Raw genomic sequence first — 16178 nt, 5'->3', positions numbered from 1 at the left:
GAGCATGTCGAATCCTGGGTCCCTGAGCCTGTCGAAGGGCCCTGAGCCTGTCGAAGGGCCCTGAGCCCGTCGAATCCTGGGTCCCTGAGCCTGTCGAAGGGCCACAACCACGAGGAGCATCATGATCGATCTCGCCATCACCGATGACGTCGCGCACATCACGCTCAACGCGCCGGCCAAGCTCAACGCGCTCGACGAGCAGGCCCTGCGTGATCTGGGCGCGGCGTACGACGAAGCCGAGCGCGCCTGCGTGCGCGCGCTCGTGCTGCGCGGCGAGGGGCGGGCCTTCTGCGCCGGGCGCGACATCTCCGGTGTCGACCCCCGCAACGACGACGTGATGGGCTACCTCGGGGGTCTGGTCACCCCGCTGCTGCGTCGGATGTCGGCATTCCCCGCCCCCACGTTCGCCGCCGCGCAGGGCGCGTGCCTGGGCGTCGGGCTCGGGCTGCTCATCGCGACCGATGTCGTCTACGTCGCCGACAATGCGAAGATCGGATCCCCCTTCGCCGCCCTGGGCGCGACCCTCGACTCCGGCGGGCATGCACTGTTCGTCGACCGGCTCGGAGCGCACCGCACCCTCGACCTCATCTACACCGGACGGCTCATGTCGGGTGTCGAGGCCGTGGCATCCGGTCTCTTCTCGCGCTCCTTCGCGGCTGATGAGCTGGCGCAGGCGACGGAGGATGCTGCCGCCGCGGCCGCGCGCGGCGCCACGCAGGCGTTCCTGGCCAGCAAGCAGCTCGTGGCGCGGATCCGCGACGAGCGCCTGACGCTGTGGGAGTCGGTGGATGTCGAAAACGCCGCGCAGGCGGCCCTGTGCGACACCGACGACTACCGCGAGGGCTTCGCCGCGTTCCAGCAGAAGCGCACCCCCACCTTCACCGGCCACTGACCCCTCCCCACCCCACCTCATGCCCCGTCACGCCGGGTTTGGGGCGGATTCTCGCGTTCGGGGCGCACCACCACCGCCCCAAGCGCAGGATCACGCCCCAAACCCAGCACCGGCGTGGCCTGAACCCGGCAGACCAGGAGATCGTGGCTCGTGGGGACCTAGGATTGCGGGATGCCAGAACCCGTAGCCAACCTGTTCGCCGATCTGGGGAGCGTCCTGTCGTTCCGAACCGTGCCGCTGTATCCGGTCTCCGCCGCGACCACCGGCCGCTACGGCGCGGCGGTCGTCATCGGACGGACCGCACGCCGCGTCGTCCTCGTCCCGCTCGCCGAGGCCTGGACCGAGCCGCCCTCGCTCGCAGCGGCTACCGAGGCGGCCTCGATCTCGCGCGGCAAGGGCGGACGCGGGGGCACCGCGATCGTCATCACGATCGTCAAGGGCTGGGATGCGCGTCTGCCCGAGCTCACTCTGCTTGGTCGGCGTGAGGTCACCGGCGTCGAGGCACGCCTGGCGCAGCCGTCGCTGACCGAGCCGTCGTGGGAGGTCGCTCACGGAACGGCCAAAGAACTCAGCGACGCGATCGAGGAGCGGTGGCGGTGGCGTCATGAGCCACAGCAGATGCGGAGCGAGCAGCAGCTGGAGCACGAGCGCCAACAACAGGAGTCCGCGGAGCGGGAGCGCCGGCAGCTCCATCGGCTGCGGACAATCACCTTCGCGCAATTGCTCGAAGAGCCGCTGCTGCAGGATTGGGAGCCCTCACCACCGTTCCCCCCGGCTTCGTTCCGCGACGCGATCGTCGAGCACATCCGCGACACGATGCGAGAGCTGGCCGCGTTGGGGCCCAAGCCCCGACGCCCCCTCGTGCGCGCCGCAATGGCGGCATTGGGGAGACAGATCTATGTCACCGAGGCGGCATCCGGGGAGTGGTTCATCGAGACCGTGGAGCGCGAGTACCTCTCGGACGTCTTCGAATCTCTCGTCTACGCGGCGAAGCAACCCGCGCTGGTCGACGAGATCGTCGACTGGCTGTTCCCCCCTGAAGACATGCTCCCCCGTGAAGACTGAGCGCCGTCACCCGACCTGATGCCGGGTTTGGGGCGGATTCTCGCGTTCGGGGCGCACCACCACCGCCCCGAACGCAGAATCACGCCCCAAACCCGGCATGGGTACGGCCCGGGGCCTGGCAGACTCGGGCAGGTGACGGGTGTGGAGCTGCAGGTGGTGGAGGATGCCGCCGTCGGGGCGAGCGTGCTCGAGCGGATCGGCGCCCTCTTCGACGCCGAGTACCAGGCGGAGCACGGGCCGTGGGAGCGGCGGGCTCCCTACGGATACGCGCCAGCCGATATCCGCGTGCTCGCCTTCGACGGGACTGGGCTCATCGGCCACGTCGGCTACCAGCGGCGCACCGTGGGGGTCGGTGATCGAGAGGTCACCGTCGCCGGAGTCGGCGGGGTCCTCGTCGCGCCGCGCGCCCGCGGCCTGGGCCTCGGCATCGCGATGCTCCGGCGAGCTCAGGGCCGGATGGCATCCGACGTCGACTACGGATACCTCGGATGCCGCCCCGCCGTCGTCCCGTTCTACGAGGCGGCCGGGTGGCGTCGCATCCGTGCGCGCGAGCACTCTCTGTCGCCCGCCACGGGCTCGCCCGTGACGACCAACACTGACCCGATCCTCATCTGCGACGCAGGCCGTCCGGCATCCGAGTGGCCGGCCGGCACGATCGACCTCCGCGGCCTCCCCTGGTAATCAGCCCGTGACCGCCCGTGATCACCCCATGACCACCGTGGCCCCGTTTGGGGCGACATCCTGCGTTTGGGGCGGTGATGGTGCGCCCCAAACGCGAAAATCCGCCCCAAACCCCGCAAAACGGGGGGTCAGGCCGACGGGGCGAGCCCCTGGTCTTCCTCGACGACCGTTCCCTTCGACGACCAGGGAAAGTCGATCCACAGATCGGTGTCCTTCCACGCGTAGTCCGGTTGAACGATGGTCGTCGGCTTGGTGTAGATCGTCACCGAACGCACGTCGGCGCCCTTCTCCTGCAGCAGCTGCACGGCCAGCGCCAGCGTGCGGCCTGAGTCGGCGACATCGTCGACCAGCAGCACGCGGCGCCCGTCGAGATAGTTCATGTCGAGCTCGGGCGGCAGCACGGCAGGCGCATCGAGCACCGTACCGATGCCGGTGTAGAACTCGACGTTGATCGCACCGCAGTTCTTCGCGCCGAGCCCGTACGCGATCGCCCCGGCCGGCAAGAGACCCCCGCGCGCGATCGCCACCACCACCTCCGGGGTGAAACCGTCTGCCAGGATGCGGCGTGCGAGATCCCGCGTGGCCGCGCCGAAACCGTCCCAGGTGAGCGTCTCGCGCTCGATCGATGCATCCGTCATCGCATCATTCTCCCGCATCCGACGCGTCTCTCAGTCGAGACGCGTGACCTCCACCGAGACGAACAGCTGCGACGCCGTCGGCCCGGCATACACACCCCGCAACGGAGCGACGTCGGCATAGTCCCGCCCATGCCCGACATACACATGCGACTCCCCGATCTCGAGGAGGTTCGTGGGGTCGTAGCCGCGCCACCCGCCCGAATACCACTCCACCCAGGCGTGAGACTCGCCCACCACGGGCTGTCCGATCGCCGCCGAAGGGTCGGGATGCAGATATCCCGACACATACCGCGCCGGGATGCCGGCGGCGCGCAGCACACCCAGGGCGATGTGCGCGATGTCCTGACACACGCCCACCCTGGTCGGCCACGCGTCGCGGGCGGTCGAGTTCACCCCGGTCACACCGTGCCGGTACTCCATCGCCTCCCCGACGGCCTGGCAGATCGCGAGCGCGGTCTGTTCGACATCACCGCCGCGGGCGCGGATGCTGTCCGCGAGAGCGACCATCTCGTCGTCGGGGTCGGTTGCCGGCGTCTGGATCACGCACTCCGCCAGAGACAGCGAGCGTGGAATGACGGCGGCGAGCTCCTCCCACCCGAGAGCGGCGGTGGGCAGGGGTGCCGGGCGCACGTCCACCACACTCGTCGCCGTCACCGACAGTTCGCGGTGCGGGGTGAGCACCTCGAAGGTCGACACCCGGGTCTCCCAATAATCGGCATAGGAGTTCTGCGAAGCCGGCGGCGAGATCTCCAGATGCGCCTGCAGCACGAACTGTCCCTCGCGCGAATGCGGCAGCATCCGCGCTTCGTTGTAGGAGGCGGTCGCCGGCTCGTCGTAGCGGAATCCCGTGCGGTGCACGATCCGCAGCCGGCTCACAGCGCTTCTCCGATCCACACCGGCATCGCGATCGACGGGAAATATCTCTCTCTGATCGCGTCGCTGGCCATCGACATCCCCACCTGCACTTCTTCCATGCTCTCGGACAGATGATGCACGATGTCGCCGATCGGTCGATACTCCAGCTCGGATCGCATCCGCCCCAGCACCCGGTGTGCCCGGTCGGGAGCACCGAACGCGCTGGCCGGGTCGATGCCGCGCAGGCACTCCTCGGCCTGCAGCACGCTGGAGAGCACAGACCGCGGGAACAGCCGGTCCACCAGCAGGAACTTCACGGCCGACGCCGCGGTCGGCACCGAGCGTTGACTGCGCAGGTGCGCCTCGTACGCGCCGCAGCTGCGCAGCAGTGTCGTCCAGCTCGGGCCGCCGGCCTCGGTCAGCGAGCGGGTCGCCAACAACCTGGCGGTCATGTCGGCGCGTTCGATCGACCGCCCCAGCACGAAGAACTGCCAGGCCTCGTCGCGGCTCGTCGAGGAGTCGACGACGCCGAAGGCGAGGGCCGAACGGTCGCGCACCCAGCGGAAGAACGGATGCGTCTTACCTGAGGCGATGCGGCGCGGCATCCGCGCGTTCGATTCGTTGAGCGTCTCCCACAGGTCGGTCGAGATGATCTCGCGGGCACGGCGCGCGTTCTCCCTCGCCGCCGCGATCGAGTGGGCGATGGATGCCGAATGATCGCGGTCCAACGCGAGGAGGTTCACCACGTCATCGCGACCGACGACCGTGCTGGGATCGGCGGAGGTGCCCATCACCGACAGCAGCGCACGACAGGCGGTGTCCTCGTCGACCCACGGGTCTTCGAGCAGCAGCTGCAGGTGGACGTCGAGGATGCGGGCGGTGCCGTCGGCACGCTCGATGTAGCGTCCGATCCAGAACAGCGCCTCGGCGATGCGGCTCAGCATGTCGACTCCCCCGCCGCTGACTGTTGTTGTTGCTGCTGCTGTTGCTGGTGGCGCGCGACGACGTCCTCGTCCTGCGGGGAGGACAGGAACGGCGGATGCGGGTCGTCGCGCGGCGGCGAGATGATCGCGATCGCGCCGGTGGCGAGCGAGACCTCGTCGGAGGCGGCATCCGGCATGCCGTCGACCGTGCGCGTCGGGCCGGTGAGCAGCGATGGGTCCAGCACCCAGGTGTCCTTGGATCCGCCACCCTGGCTGGAGTTCACGACGAGCTGTCCTTCCGGGAGCGCCACGCGCGTGAGCCCGCCGGGCAGCACCCAGACGTCGTTGCCGTCGTTGACGGCGAACGGACGCAGGTCGACGTGACGCGGACGGAAGCCGTCGTCGACGAGGGTGGGGATGGTTGAGAGCTGCACGACCGGCTGTGCGATCCACCCGCGCGGATCGGCGAGCAGGGTGCGGCGCAGCTCGTCGAGGGTCTGCCGCGAGGCATCCGGACCGACGACCAGTCCCTTGCCGCCGGAACCGTCGACCGGCTTCACGACGAGCTCATCGAGACGGTCGAGCACCTCGGCGAGCGCCTCGGGTTCTTCCAGTCGCCAGGTGTCGACGTTGGGCAGTACCGGTTCCTCACCGAGGTAGTAGCGGATGAGGTCGGGCACGTAGGTGTAGACGAGCTTGTCGTCGGCGACGCCGTTGCCGACCGCATTGGCGATCGTGACGTTGCCCAGGCGCGCGGCGAGCATGAGGCCCGGCGCGCCGAGCACCGAGTCGGGGCGGAACTGCTGCGGGTCGAGGAACTCGTCGTCCACGCGCCGGTAGATGACGTCGACGCGCGTCGGGCCCGCCGTGGTGTGCATGAACACCCGGCCGCCCGAGCAGAACAGGTCGCGTCCCTCGACGAGCTCGGCGCCCATCATGCGGGCGAGGAGGGTGTGCTCGTAGTACGCGGAGTTGTAGACGCCGGGGGTGAGCACGACGACGGTCGGGTCATCGACGCCCTGTGGTGCGGCCGCGCGCAGTGCCTGCAACAACCTGCTCGGGTAGTCGACCACCGGCCTCACCCTGAGGCTGGTGAACAGTTCCGGAAGCGTCTGCGCCATCACCCGGCGGTTGGCGAGCACATAGCTGACACCGCTGGGCACCCGGACGTTGTCTTCGAGTACCCGCCAGTCGCCGTTCTCGTCGCGGATGAGGTCGATGCCGGCGACCTGGATGCGCACACCGTTGGCGCCGACGATGCCGGCCGCCTGCCGGTGGAAGTGCGACGACGAGCTGATCAGCGGTGCGGGGATCACGCCGTCGCGCACCGCGAGCTGCGGCCCGTAGGCGTCGGCGAGGAACGCCTCGAGCGCGCGGACCCGCTGCTTGACGCCGGTCTCGACGCGACGCCAGTCGTCGTCGGCGATGACCCGCGGCACGACATCGAGCGGGAAGGGCCGCTCTTCGCCCGCGAAGTCGAACGTGACGCCCTGTGCGAGGTAGGAACTGGCGAGCGCGTCGGTGCGTGCGCGCAGTTCGGCATCGTCCATGCGGGCCAGCGCCGGATACATCTCTCGGTACGGCCGGCGCACCTCGTCGACTCCAGGCAGCGCGTCGGCGGGGAACATCTCATCCCACGGCGGGGCCCCCGCCCGCGCACGCCGTGAGGTGGTGTATCCGTTGAACAGCGACTCCATCACCGCATGCTCCCGTCTCGAGGTTTCGTCGATGTTACGGGGTCGGATCCGCTCACCGACAGTGTCAAGGGCGATAGAGTGTGCAGGTCCGGCAGTGACGCTGCCGGTGCCCGAAAAAGGGGCACGAAGCACCCGGCGATGCCGCCGGAGCCGCGAGACACATACGGATCAACGCGATTTCCGTCCCTGTCTCGAAAGGCTCCGTCATGCCCAGCGTCTCCGCCCACGTCGCCCTTACCCTCGCCCAGCACGTCGACGCCGTCTTCGGCCTGATGGGCAACGGCAACGCCTACTTCCTCGATGCGCTCGAGAGGCAGACGGATGCCGACTTCACGGCCGTCCGCCACGAGCAGGGTGCAGTGGTCGCGGCTGACGCGTACTTCCGTGCCTCCGGCCGCATCGCGGCGGGCACCGCCACCTATGGCGCCGGCTTCACGAACACCCTGACGGCCCTGGCGGAGTCGGTGCAGGCCCGGGTGCCGCTCGTGCTCGTCGTCGGCGATGAGCCGACCTCCGGCCCTCGCCCGTGGGATGTCGACCAGATCGCTCTCGCCTCGGCCGTCGGCGCCCGCACCTACACGGTCGGCCGTGCCGATGCCGCCGCGACCACCGTGATCGCGATCGAGCACGCCCTCACCTACCGGGTGCCAGTCGTGCTCGCGATCCCCTACGACGTCGCCGCTCTCGAGGCAGGTCCCGTGCCGGACGCGCCGGCGCCGCGGGCGCCCGAGCCCCTCCCCCCTCGCGGGGAGTTCGCGGCCGGGATGCTCGACGAGATCGTCGAGGCCCTTCGAGGCGCGGAGCGCCCCTTCCTGCTCGCGGGCCGTGGCGCGTGGCTGGCCGGTGCCGGTGAGGCGCTGGGCACGCTCGCCGCAGCGACGGGTGCGGTGACGGCATCCACCGCTCTCGGGCGCGGGGTCTTCCCCGACACCCGCTACGACCTCGGCGTGACGGGAGGCTTCGGCGCTGACGGCGCGATGGAACTGATCCGCACCGCCGATGTGGCGGTGGTCTTCGGCGCCTCGCTGAACCAGTTCACGATGCGGTTCGGTGCACTGTTCGCGCCGGGGACGCGGGTGTTCCAGATCGACATCGGGCCCGCTGCGACCCATGCCCACGTGGGCGGCTTCGTGCGCGCCGATGCGCGCGTGGCGGCCGAGGAGCTCGTGGCTCGACTCGCCGGCGCGCACAACTCCGGAGAACCGGCCACAGCCCCCGGCGTGGCGGGCGGTTCAGCCGGCCCGGATGACGATTTCTCCGGAGTTGTGCACGCGCCCGCCACGGCGCGCACCCCCTGGCGCGAGAGCATCGACGTCGCGACGGCCCGCCGCTACGCCACGGGCGACGAGCTCGCCCCCGATGGGCGTCTCGACCCGCGGTCGGCAGCGCAGCGCATCGCCGAGCTGCTGCCGGACGACCGGGTGGTCGTCTCGGACGGTGGCCACTTCATCGGCTGGGCGAACATGTACTGGCCGGTGGCCTCGCCCGACCGCATGATCATGATCGGTACGGCCTTCCAGTCGATCGGGCTGGGGTGGCCGAGCGTCGTGGGTGCCACGGCCGCACGCCCGGAGTCGACGACGGTGCTCACCTCGGGCGACGGCGGCGGACTCATGGCCATCGCCGATCTGGAGTCGGCCGTGCGCGCCGCCGGCGGGCGGGGCATGGCAGTGATCTGGAATGACGCCGCCTACGGCGCCGAAGTGAACCTGTACGGCCTGAAGGGGCTGGCCGAGGGCCCGATGCGCATCCCCGAGGTCGACTTCGCCGCATTCGGTGCCGCTGTCGGCGCAGAGGGTGTCGTCGTCCGCACGCTCGCCGACCTCGATCGGCTGGCCGCGTGGCGCGACGAAGACCCGGCGACCCGTCGATTCCTGTTGTTGGATCTGCGCATCTCCGGCGACGTCGTCGCGCCGTATCAGGAGGAGATCATCCGCGTGAACTCCTGACCGCCGCACGGACGCCGCTCACGGGGCGGCGTCGTCAGGAAGCTGCTGCAGGGTCCACGTGTTCCCATCGGGGTCGTCGAACCAGACGAAGCGCCCCCAGCCGAGGTCTTCCACGCCTCGGGCCTCGACGCCCGCCGCCTCGAGCTGCGCCTTCGCGGCATCCGCGTCGGGCACGACGACCTGGATCGTGTTCTGCTGCCCCGGCTCGAGAGGGATGTCGAGCCCGGTGCCGAAGGCGATCGAGCACGCCGAACCGGGCGGGGTCATCTGCACGAAGCGCAGACCCTCGTACGGCACCTGGTCGTGGTCGGGGTTGAATCCGATCCGCATGTAGAAGTCCTTCGAGCGGTCGACATCCGTCACCGGCACGAAGATCAGCTCGATCTTCCAGTCCATCGTGTGCGCCTCCCCGAGCGGCCTCTCCACCCCGCACTCACGCTAGGGCGTCGCGATCGTCGACACCAGGGGCATCAGATCCACCCTTTGTCGCCGGCGATCCGCGCCGCCTGTGCACGGTTCTGAGCACCGGTCTTGCCGATCGCCGCTGACAGCAGATTTCGTACCGTCCCCTGCGACAGGTAGATCTCGCCGGCGATCGCGCCCGCCGTTCGCCCGTCGGCCGCCAGACGCAGCACCTGCCGTTCTCGTTCGCTCAGCGGGTTCGCGCCGTCGAAGAGACTCTCCTCCGCCAGGGTCGGATCCAGCACACGCAACCCGGAATGCACGCGGCGCACGGCGTCGGCGAGGCGCTCAGCGGGGGTGTCTTTCACGATGAAGCCGCTCGCACCGGCGTCCAGAGCGGAGCGAAGATAGCCCGGTCTGGCAAACGTCGTGACGATCAGCACTCGCGTCTGCGGGCTGGCCTCCACCACGCGGCACGTCGCTTCGACGCCGTCGACATCGGGCATCTGCACATCCATCAGACAGACATCCGGCGCCAGCGCTCGCGCCTCGCGCACCGCCTGGGCGCCGTCGGCGGCGGTGCCCACCACCTCCAGGTCGTCCTCCAGTTCGAGCAGCGCGGCCAGCGCGCCCCGCACCAGCGCCTGGTCATCGGCGATCAGCAGGCGGATGCGGGCCCGCTGCTCGACGCCCCCTTCGGTCACCATGCGACCTCCACCCGCGTCCCGCCCTCGCCGCGCGGCCGGATGACGAGCCCCGCCCCGGCGGCGGCGGCGCGGTCACGCATTCCGCGCACACCGCTCCCCTCCGGCTGTGCGACGCCTCGGCCGTCGTCTTCGATCCGCAATAGTCCGGGTTCGATGACCACGGCCACAGATGAGGCGTGAGCGTGCCGGAGGACGTTCGTCGTCGCTTCGCGGAGGATCCATGCCGCCGTGAGCGCCTGGGCCGGAGACAGCGACGCGGGCTCACCGTAGATCCGCAGCGAGATACCGGCAGCGTCGAGCCCCTCCCTGCTGGAGGCGAGCTGTCCGGCCAGCGTCGTTGCGCGCGCGCCCGACACAGTGGAGCGCACCCCGGCCAGTGCCTCGGCCGTCAAAGCGGCGACGTCGGCGATCTCCGCCTTCGCGCGAGCCGGGTCGACATCGATGAGCCTGGCGGCGAGTTGAGCCTTCAACTGCACGACCGTGAGCGAGTGCCCGATCAGATCGTGCACGTCACGGGCGACGGCTTCACGACCCTCGCTGGTCGCGAGTTCCAGCCCAAGACGCTCGGCCTCAGCAGAGCGGATGATGAGCCAGGTCGACACGGTGTTCACCACACCCAGCAAGCCGATGATCGCGAGCACCATGAGATAGTCCTCGCCATCGGGCAGCACCACAACGGCGACCGCCGTCACGATCAGCGAGGCGATGAACGAGGCCCAGTGCGACACGCGGGTCAGGCCGTACGACGCGAACGCCATGATGAACGGCAAGAAACTCAACGCGTTCCCACCCACGGCGGGGATCGTGAGCGCGGCGCACACGATGAGCGCGAAGAAGATCACCCACTGCTGCCGGGACGGCGGTACTCCGAGCCCGCCTGCACCGCGCAGACCGCGGATGAATCCGATCACGTAGAGCACACCGAACGCGATCAGTGCCGCCCAGCCGAGAACCAGCCACGGCAATGGCGCGGTCGATTCCCACAGGGCGCGTACCGGGTAGGCGAGGAAGATCAACCACACGACAGCCATCAACCAGCCGAAGCGCTCCCACGGATTCCTGACGCCCTCGGCCGATGCGGCACCAGGCGAATCGGCTCTGGCCGAACGGGCAGGAGCCGAATCGACGGGCGTGGAACCGGCACGGGAGCGGATCATCGCCCCCACCCTACTGTCGACGCCGGGAACGGCGGACCCCGGCCAGCACCAGCGCGCCGAAGACCAGCGTCCAGATCGCCACGTTCAGCAGCGCCTGCCACTGCGGGTCGGCCTGTCCGGTCGTGAGCACGCCGTCGGTCAGCGGCCACCGGCTCAGTGCGACGTAGCCGTACAGCGGGGTGAAGCGGGCGATGTCGAGCATCACACCGTCCAGCGGCAGGAAGACGTTGCCGAAGAACGCGAAGAACGTCAGCGAGATCGAGGCGAGCGCGGCCGAGGAGTCGGCGTTGAAGAACAGCCCGACTCCCAGACCGTACAGACCGTAGATGAGTCCGAGCCCGAGGATGATCGCAGCGCTGGCGAACCAGCGCCAGGGGTCATCCGCACGTGCCCCGGTGAGCACTCCGGCCGTGAACACCGCGAGCACAGCGAGCACCGCGAACGACCACGCGCTGAGCACCTTGGTGATGGCGTACCCAGCCGTGCCGAGCGGCGTCATCGCCAGCTGTCGCCCCCATCCTTGCTTGGCCTCGGCCGCCGCGAGGGAGGTGAGCGAGCTCATCGCGACGGCGGTGCCGTACGCGGCCATCGACACCATCACGTAGAACGCCACGTTGCCGTGCCCGGCCGACTCGGCACCGTACTCGGCGCTGCCGCCGAAGACCAGGTACGTCACGACAGGCATCGCGAGGGTGAAGGCGAGCGTGTACGGGTTGCGCAATTGCCGCACGCCCTCGATGCGCAGCATGGTCGGTGATATCACCATGCGTCAGTCCTCCGTGAGTGCCGTGAAGGCGGTTTCGAGCGTCGGCACGGCGATCTCAAGATCGTGCGCACCGGCCGCGAGCAGGCGTGCGGCAACGGCGTCGGAGTTCGCGGTGCGAAGCGTGATCCGGCCGGCGTCGACGTGAAGGTCGGTGACATCGGGGGCGGAACGAAGGAGGGGCACAAGCGGATCCTGTTCACCCTCAGCCAGCGTCGCCGCGATGGTGCGGGCTCCCACCCCTGTGCGGAGCTGATCTGTTGCGCCGTCGGCCACGATCCGCCCGTGGTGCATCACCACGGTGCGACGGGCGAACTGCTCGGCCTCCTGCAGGTAGTGCGTCGCGAAGACGATCGTGCGGCCGGCGTCGGCATCCGCCCGCATGACGTCCCAGAACCGGCGACGAGCGGTGACGTCCATCCCCGCGGTCGGCTCGTCGAGCACGAGGATCTCCGGTGCGGCGACGAGGGCGAGGGCGAACCGCACCCGCTGCTGCTCACCGCCCGAGCACTTCGCCACGCGGCGCCGCGCGAGGTGTTCGAGGTCGGCGCGCTGCATCACATCCGGAACTCGGGCGAGCGCTCCGCGCCCGTGCAGGGATGCGATCAGGTGCACGGTCTCACCGACGGTGAGGTCAGACAGAAGACCCCCGGTCTGCAACACCGCAGCGATGGTGCCTGCGCGCGCGGCGCGGGCCGGGTGGGTTCCCCGCACCTGCACCGATCCGCGGTCGGGTGCGGTGAGTCCGAGCAGCATGTCGAGCGTGGTCGTCTTGCCCGCGCCGTTCGGCCCGAGCAGCGCGACGATCTCGCCCCGTCTGACGGTGAGGTCGATGCCATCCACGGCCCGCACGCGCTGCGCGCCGACGCCGAAGTGACGCGTCACCCCGCTCAACTCGATGACCGGCTCGGGCAGCAGCGCGGATGCCACGTGCCGGGGAACATCCTGTTCGATCGTGTTCATGCCTCCAGCGTCACGGTCGCGCGCCACCGACGCCGGAGGGAGACGTCATGTCGTGGACATGACACTCGTCACGTCCACGCGCGATCAGGATGCCGGCAGCAGCAGACCTTCGAGGTGCGAAGCGAGCTCGTCGACGGCATCCAGCGGGAGGATCGCTGCGACGTACTGATCGGGGCGGACGAGCACGACCACGCCGTCACGCGAGAGTTCACGCGCGGCGAAGATGTCGGTCTCGCACCACTTGCTGGGGCCTGCGGCATAGACCTTCTCCCAGTCGGTCAGCCCGAGCGGGCCGGTCTGCGGCTGGAAGAGCGGCGGAGCCGTGGTGACCTCGAGTTCTTCATAGGGCTGCTGGTAGATCGCCTTCACGTCGAACACGGCATCGGTGTCGGCATCCGTCGGGGTGAAGCGGGCGAACACCGGCGCGGCCGCTTCGGCCCAGGCGTCCAGCCCCGCCCCGGTGCGGTCGCCGAAGGCGTACACCCGGAACCGGCCGTCGGCCTGGGCATGGTGGCCCAGGTGCACGACGTTGCCGTCGCCGACGCGCACGACCTCGGCCGACTTGAACCGCTTGCCGAGCGGGAAGCCGCCGGCGAGACTCTGATGCGCATCGGAGCCCGTGATCATCGACGCCGTGTACTGCGTCATGAACCCCGAGGGGAACTCGGCCGTGGCCAAGTAGTAGGTCGCGAGCTCGTTGGGGTCGGAGATCTCTTCGGGCTTGCGGGCCATGAGGCTCGACCACTCCTTGTCGAAGTCGATCAGCTGCTGGGCGACGGGGCGGCGCTCCGCGCCGTAGGTGGCCAGCAGCGCCTCGGGGGCGAGCCCGCTGAGCACGCTGCCGAGCTTCCAACCGAGGTTGAAGCCGTCCTGCATCGAGACGTTCATGCCCTGACCGGCCTTCGCGCTGTGCGTGTGGCAGGCGTCGCCGGTGAGGAAGACGTGCGGGGTGCGGCCCGAGCCGTCGATCACGTCGTCGAAGCCGTCGGTGACGCGGTGACCGACCTCGTACACACTGTGCCAGGCGACCTGCTTGACGTCGATCGCGTAGGGGAAGAGGATCTCGTTCGCCCGGCGGATGATCTCCTCGATCGGGGTCTGCCGCACCCGGTGGTCGTCGTCGGCGGCGACCTCACCGAGGTCGATGTACATGCGGCTGAGGTAGCCGCCCTCGCGCGGGATGTGCAGGATGTTGCCCGCGGCGGAATTGATGGCGCACTTGGTGCGCCAGTCGGGGAAGTCGGTGTTCACGAGCACGTCCATGACGCCCCAGGCGTGCGCGGAGATCCCCCCGACGTGCGTGCGGCCGATCGCCTCGCGCACGCCGCTGCGCGCGCCGTCGCAGCCGACGACGTACTTGGCGCGGATGGTGCGCTCTTCGCCGGCCCTGTCACCGGCGAGGTGGCGCACCTGAACCTCGACCGGGTACTCGCCGTGCTCGTGCACGGTGAGACCCGTGAACTCGACCCCGTAGTCGGGGCGGATGCGGCCGGGGCCGTCGGCCGCGGCTTCGGCGAAGTAGTCGAGCACGCGTGCCTGGTTCACGATGAGGTGGGGGAACTCGCAGATGTCGTAGGCGTAGTCGGCGGTGCGCGAGGTGCGCACGATCTCACGCGGGTTCTCGGGGTTGGGGCCCCAGAAGTTCATCCAGCCGATGTTGTACGCCTCGGCCGTGATCCGCTCGGCGAAACCGAACGCCTGGAACGTCTCGACGCTGCGGGGCTGGATGCCGTCGGCCTGGCCGAGCACGAGGCGGCCGTCGCGCTTCTCGATGATCCGCGTCGAGATGTGCGGATACTGCGACATCTGTGCTGCCAGCAGCATGCCCGCGGGGCCGGAGCCGACGATCAGCACGTCCATCTCGTCGGGGAGTTCGTCGGCGCGATCGACACCGAGACCCTCTGCAGGCAGAACGCGCGGGTCAGCGGACACATAGCCGTGGTGGTGGAACTGCATCGTCGTCGATTCCTTCCGGACGTCGGTGTCGGGATTGCAGATTCTTCTCGATGTGTTCTATATTCGAACACGAAGTTCTACTATTGAACACATGGTAGGCGCACAGCCCGCTGAGCACAAGCGCGCCCACGATCCAGACGAGGAGCATCACGATGACCGCACCCGCCTCTCAGACGCTCAGCCGCGGCATCCGCATCCTCGAGATCCTCGCCGACGCCGCCTCCCCGCTGAGCATCGACGAGATCGCCGAGCGCCTCGAAGTGCACCGCTCGGTCGCGTACCGCCTGCTCCGCACGCTCGAGGATCACCACCTGGTCTCCCGCGACTCCTCCGGCGCCGTATCGCTGGGCGCGCGGATGGCCGCGCTGGCGGCCGGCGTCGCGAACGACCTCCAGGCCGAGGCCCTCCCCGAACTCACCGCTGTGGCCAACGAGCTGGGTATGACCTGCCTGTTGGCCGTGCTCGACGGCGACGAGTGCATCACCCTCGCCAGCGTCGAGCCCCGCCACGCGATCGCCAGCGTCGCCCAGCGCCCGGGGTCACGGCATCCGATCACCCGCGGTGCCCCCGGCAAGGCCGTGCTCTCGCTCCTCCCGCCCGCGACCTGGCCGGATGTCACGCCGCAGCTGCGCGCCGAGGTCGAGCAGATCGTCGCGCGCGGCTACGCGACCAGCCACGACGAGGTCATCCCCACCGTGCGCTCCGTGGCCGTCCCGCTGCGCCTGCGCGGTCAGCGCCCCGCCGCCATCGCCGTCGTCCACGTCGCCTCCCCCGCGCCCGAGGCGGAGATCGCCGCCGTCCTCGCGCGATCGGCCTCCGTCATTCGCACGGCGCTGGACGGCTGATCCGCACACACCCTTGACCCGGGCACCGGTCGGCCGCGTACTGTGTCGCTATGGCCGACGGAACCGCAGAAGAAGAGATCGACGTCACGATTCCGCCTTCGGGCGAGGGATGTCTCGAGTGCGAGCAGAGCGGAGGCTGGTGGGTGCACCTGCGTCGCTGCGCGGCGTGCGGACACATCGGATGCTGTGACACCTCGCCCGGGCAGCACTCCACGGCCCACTACACCGAGACCGGGCATGCCCTGATCCGCAGCTTCGAGCCGGGCGAGGCGTGGTACTTCGACTTCGGCACCCAGGAGATGTTCGCGAGCGGGCCCGACCTCGCACCGCCGGAGAGCCGCCCTGAGTCGCAGAGCGTTCCCGGACCTGCCGACCGGGTGCCGGCGAACTGGCGCGAACTCATCCACTGACGACGCACGAGGAGCAGCCAATGACGAGCGACCACAGCATCCGCGACGAGATCGCGGCGGCGATCGAGGAGGAACGTTCGTTGCGCGCCGACCTCGCCGCAGGACGCATCAGCCAGGAGCACGAGAACAACCGCATCGCCGGCCTCGAGGACCACCTCGACCAGCTGTGGGACCTGCTGCGCCGCCGTCAGGCCGAGCGCGACGCGGGACAGGACCCCGACGACGCCCGCCCGCGATCCGTCGAGCAAGTCGAGGGGTACGAGGGCTGAGCACCC

17 protein-coding genes are annotated in these 16178 nt (G+C 69.6%); 7 read left to right on the top strand and 10 right to left on the bottom strand.

Features of this window, described 5'->3' with window-relative positions; genetic code table 11:
• The first annotated feature begins 121 nt into the window (after positions 1–121).
• From WDU93_RS04165 to WDU93_RS04155, 3 genes are all read left to right on the top strand, one after another.
• Entirely contained in the window at positions 122–892 is a 771-nt protein-coding gene (locus WDU93_RS04165) for an enoyl-CoA hydratase/isomerase family protein (RefSeq protein WP_337317851.1), read from the top strand.
• Between the two features lie 171 nt (positions 893–1063).
• Complete coding sequence (locus tag WDU93_RS04160; RefSeq protein WP_337317849.1) at positions 1064–1957, top strand: hypothetical protein; 894 nt, start codon at positions 1064–1066, stop codon at positions 1955–1957.
• A 132-nt stretch (positions 1958–2089) separates the two neighbouring features.
• Positions 2090–2638: a GNAT family N-acetyltransferase gene (locus tag WDU93_RS04155; RefSeq protein ID WP_337317848.1), complete on the top strand. Its 549-nt coding sequence runs from the start codon at positions 2090–2092 to the stop codon at positions 2636–2638.
• A gap of 128 nt (positions 2639–2766) precedes the next feature.
• Here the strand turns inward: WDU93_RS04155 and WDU93_RS04150 are convergent, their stop codons facing one another.
• The 4 genes from WDU93_RS04150 to WDU93_RS04135 are packed head-to-tail and all read right to left on the bottom strand — an operon-like array spanning position 2767 to position 6751.
• Positions 2767–3276 carry a phosphoribosyltransferase gene (locus WDU93_RS04150; protein WP_337317845.1) on the bottom strand — a complete coding sequence of 170 codons (510 nt, stop codon included), beginning with the start codon at positions 3274–3276 and terminating at the stop codon, positions 2767–2769.
• Between the two features lie 30 nt (positions 3277–3306).
• On the bottom strand, positions 3307–4152 hold the full coding sequence (locus tag WDU93_RS04145; RefSeq protein ID WP_337317843.1) for a transglutaminase family protein: 846 nt from the start codon (positions 4150–4152) through the stop codon (positions 3307–3309).
• Positions 4149–5075: an alpha-E domain-containing protein gene (locus WDU93_RS04140; RefSeq protein WP_337317840.1), complete on the bottom strand. Its 927-nt coding sequence runs from the start codon at positions 5073–5075 to the stop codon at positions 4149–4151. Before WDU93_RS04140 ends, WDU93_RS04145 begins: the two co-directional genes overlap by 4 nt.
• A complete protein-coding gene (locus WDU93_RS04135; protein WP_337317838.1) occupies positions 5069–6751 on the bottom strand; it encodes a circularly permuted type 2 ATP-grasp protein in 1683 nt (560 codons plus the stop codon). Before WDU93_RS04135 ends, WDU93_RS04140 begins: the two co-directional genes overlap by 7 nt.
• Positions 6752–6957: 206 nt before the next feature.
• Between WDU93_RS04135 and WDU93_RS04130 the strand changes: the two genes are divergently transcribed.
• Positions 6958–8700, top strand: a complete 1743-nt coding sequence (locus WDU93_RS04130) for a thiamine pyrophosphate-binding protein (RefSeq protein WP_337317836.1) — start codon at positions 6958–6960, stop codon at positions 8698–8700.
• 18 nt (positions 8701–8718) lie between these two features.
• Here WDU93_RS04130 and WDU93_RS04125 read toward each other — a convergent pair whose 3' ends face one another.
• The 6 genes from WDU93_RS04125 to WDU93_RS04100 form a co-directional block, all read right to left on the bottom strand.
• The gene (locus WDU93_RS04125; protein WP_337317833.1) at positions 8719–9096 is read right to left on the bottom strand and encodes a VOC family protein; all 378 of its coding nucleotides are present in this window, start codon (positions 9094–9096) and stop codon (positions 8719–8721) included.
• A 74-nt stretch (positions 9097–9170) separates the two neighbouring features.
• Positions 9171–9809: a response regulator transcription factor gene (locus WDU93_RS04120; RefSeq protein WP_337317831.1), complete on the bottom strand. Its 639-nt coding sequence runs from the start codon at positions 9807–9809 to the stop codon at positions 9171–9173.
• Positions 9803–10966 carry a histidine kinase gene (locus WDU93_RS04115; RefSeq protein WP_337317829.1) on the bottom strand — a complete coding sequence of 388 codons (1164 nt, stop codon included), beginning with the start codon at positions 10964–10966 and terminating at the stop codon, positions 9803–9805. Before WDU93_RS04115 ends, WDU93_RS04120 begins: the two co-directional genes overlap by 7 nt.
• Before the next feature lie 10 nt (positions 10967–10976).
• The gene (locus WDU93_RS04110) at positions 10977–11732 is read right to left on the bottom strand and encodes an ABC transporter permease (protein WP_337317827.1); all 756 of its coding nucleotides are present in this window, start codon (positions 11730–11732) and stop codon (positions 10977–10979) included.
• A 3-nt stretch (positions 11733–11735) separates the two neighbouring features.
• Entirely contained in the window at positions 11736–12692 is a 957-nt protein-coding gene (locus WDU93_RS04105; RefSeq protein WP_337317826.1) for an ABC transporter ATP-binding protein, read from the bottom strand.
• 84 nt (positions 12693–12776) lie between these two features.
• Positions 12777–14648, bottom strand: a complete 1872-nt coding sequence (locus WDU93_RS04100; protein ID WP_337317824.1) for an FAD-dependent monooxygenase — start codon at positions 14646–14648, stop codon at positions 12777–12779.
• Positions 14649–14800: 152 nt separating this feature from the next.
• Between WDU93_RS04100 and WDU93_RS04095 the strand changes: the two genes are divergently transcribed.
• Genes WDU93_RS04095 through WDU93_RS04085 form a run of 3 tightly spaced genes read left to right on the top strand, consistent with a single transcriptional unit; the run spans position 14801 to position 16172 of the window.
• Entirely contained in the window at positions 14801–15493 is a 693-nt protein-coding gene (locus tag WDU93_RS04095; RefSeq protein WP_337317822.1) for an IclR family transcriptional regulator, read from the top strand.
• 50 nt (positions 15494–15543) lie between these two features.
• Positions 15544–15903: a UBP-type zinc finger domain-containing protein gene (locus tag WDU93_RS04090; RefSeq protein WP_337317819.1), complete on the top strand. Its 360-nt coding sequence runs from the start codon at positions 15544–15546 to the stop codon at positions 15901–15903.
• Between the two features lie 20 nt (positions 15904–15923).
• On the top strand, positions 15924–16172 hold the full coding sequence (locus WDU93_RS04085; RefSeq protein ID WP_337317817.1) for a DUF2630 family protein: 249 nt from the start codon (positions 15924–15926) through the stop codon (positions 16170–16172).
• The last annotated feature ends 6 nt before the right edge of the window (positions 16173–16178 follow it).

Source organism: Microbacterium istanbulense, assembly GCF_037204145.1.
In the GTDB taxonomy this organism is placed as follows: domain Bacteria; phylum Actinomycetota; class Actinomycetes; order Actinomycetales; family Microbacteriaceae; genus Microbacterium; species Microbacterium istanbulense.
The sequence above is the reverse complement of the archived record's forward strand: the minus strand, read 5'-3'. Positions and strand labels throughout refer to the sequence as shown.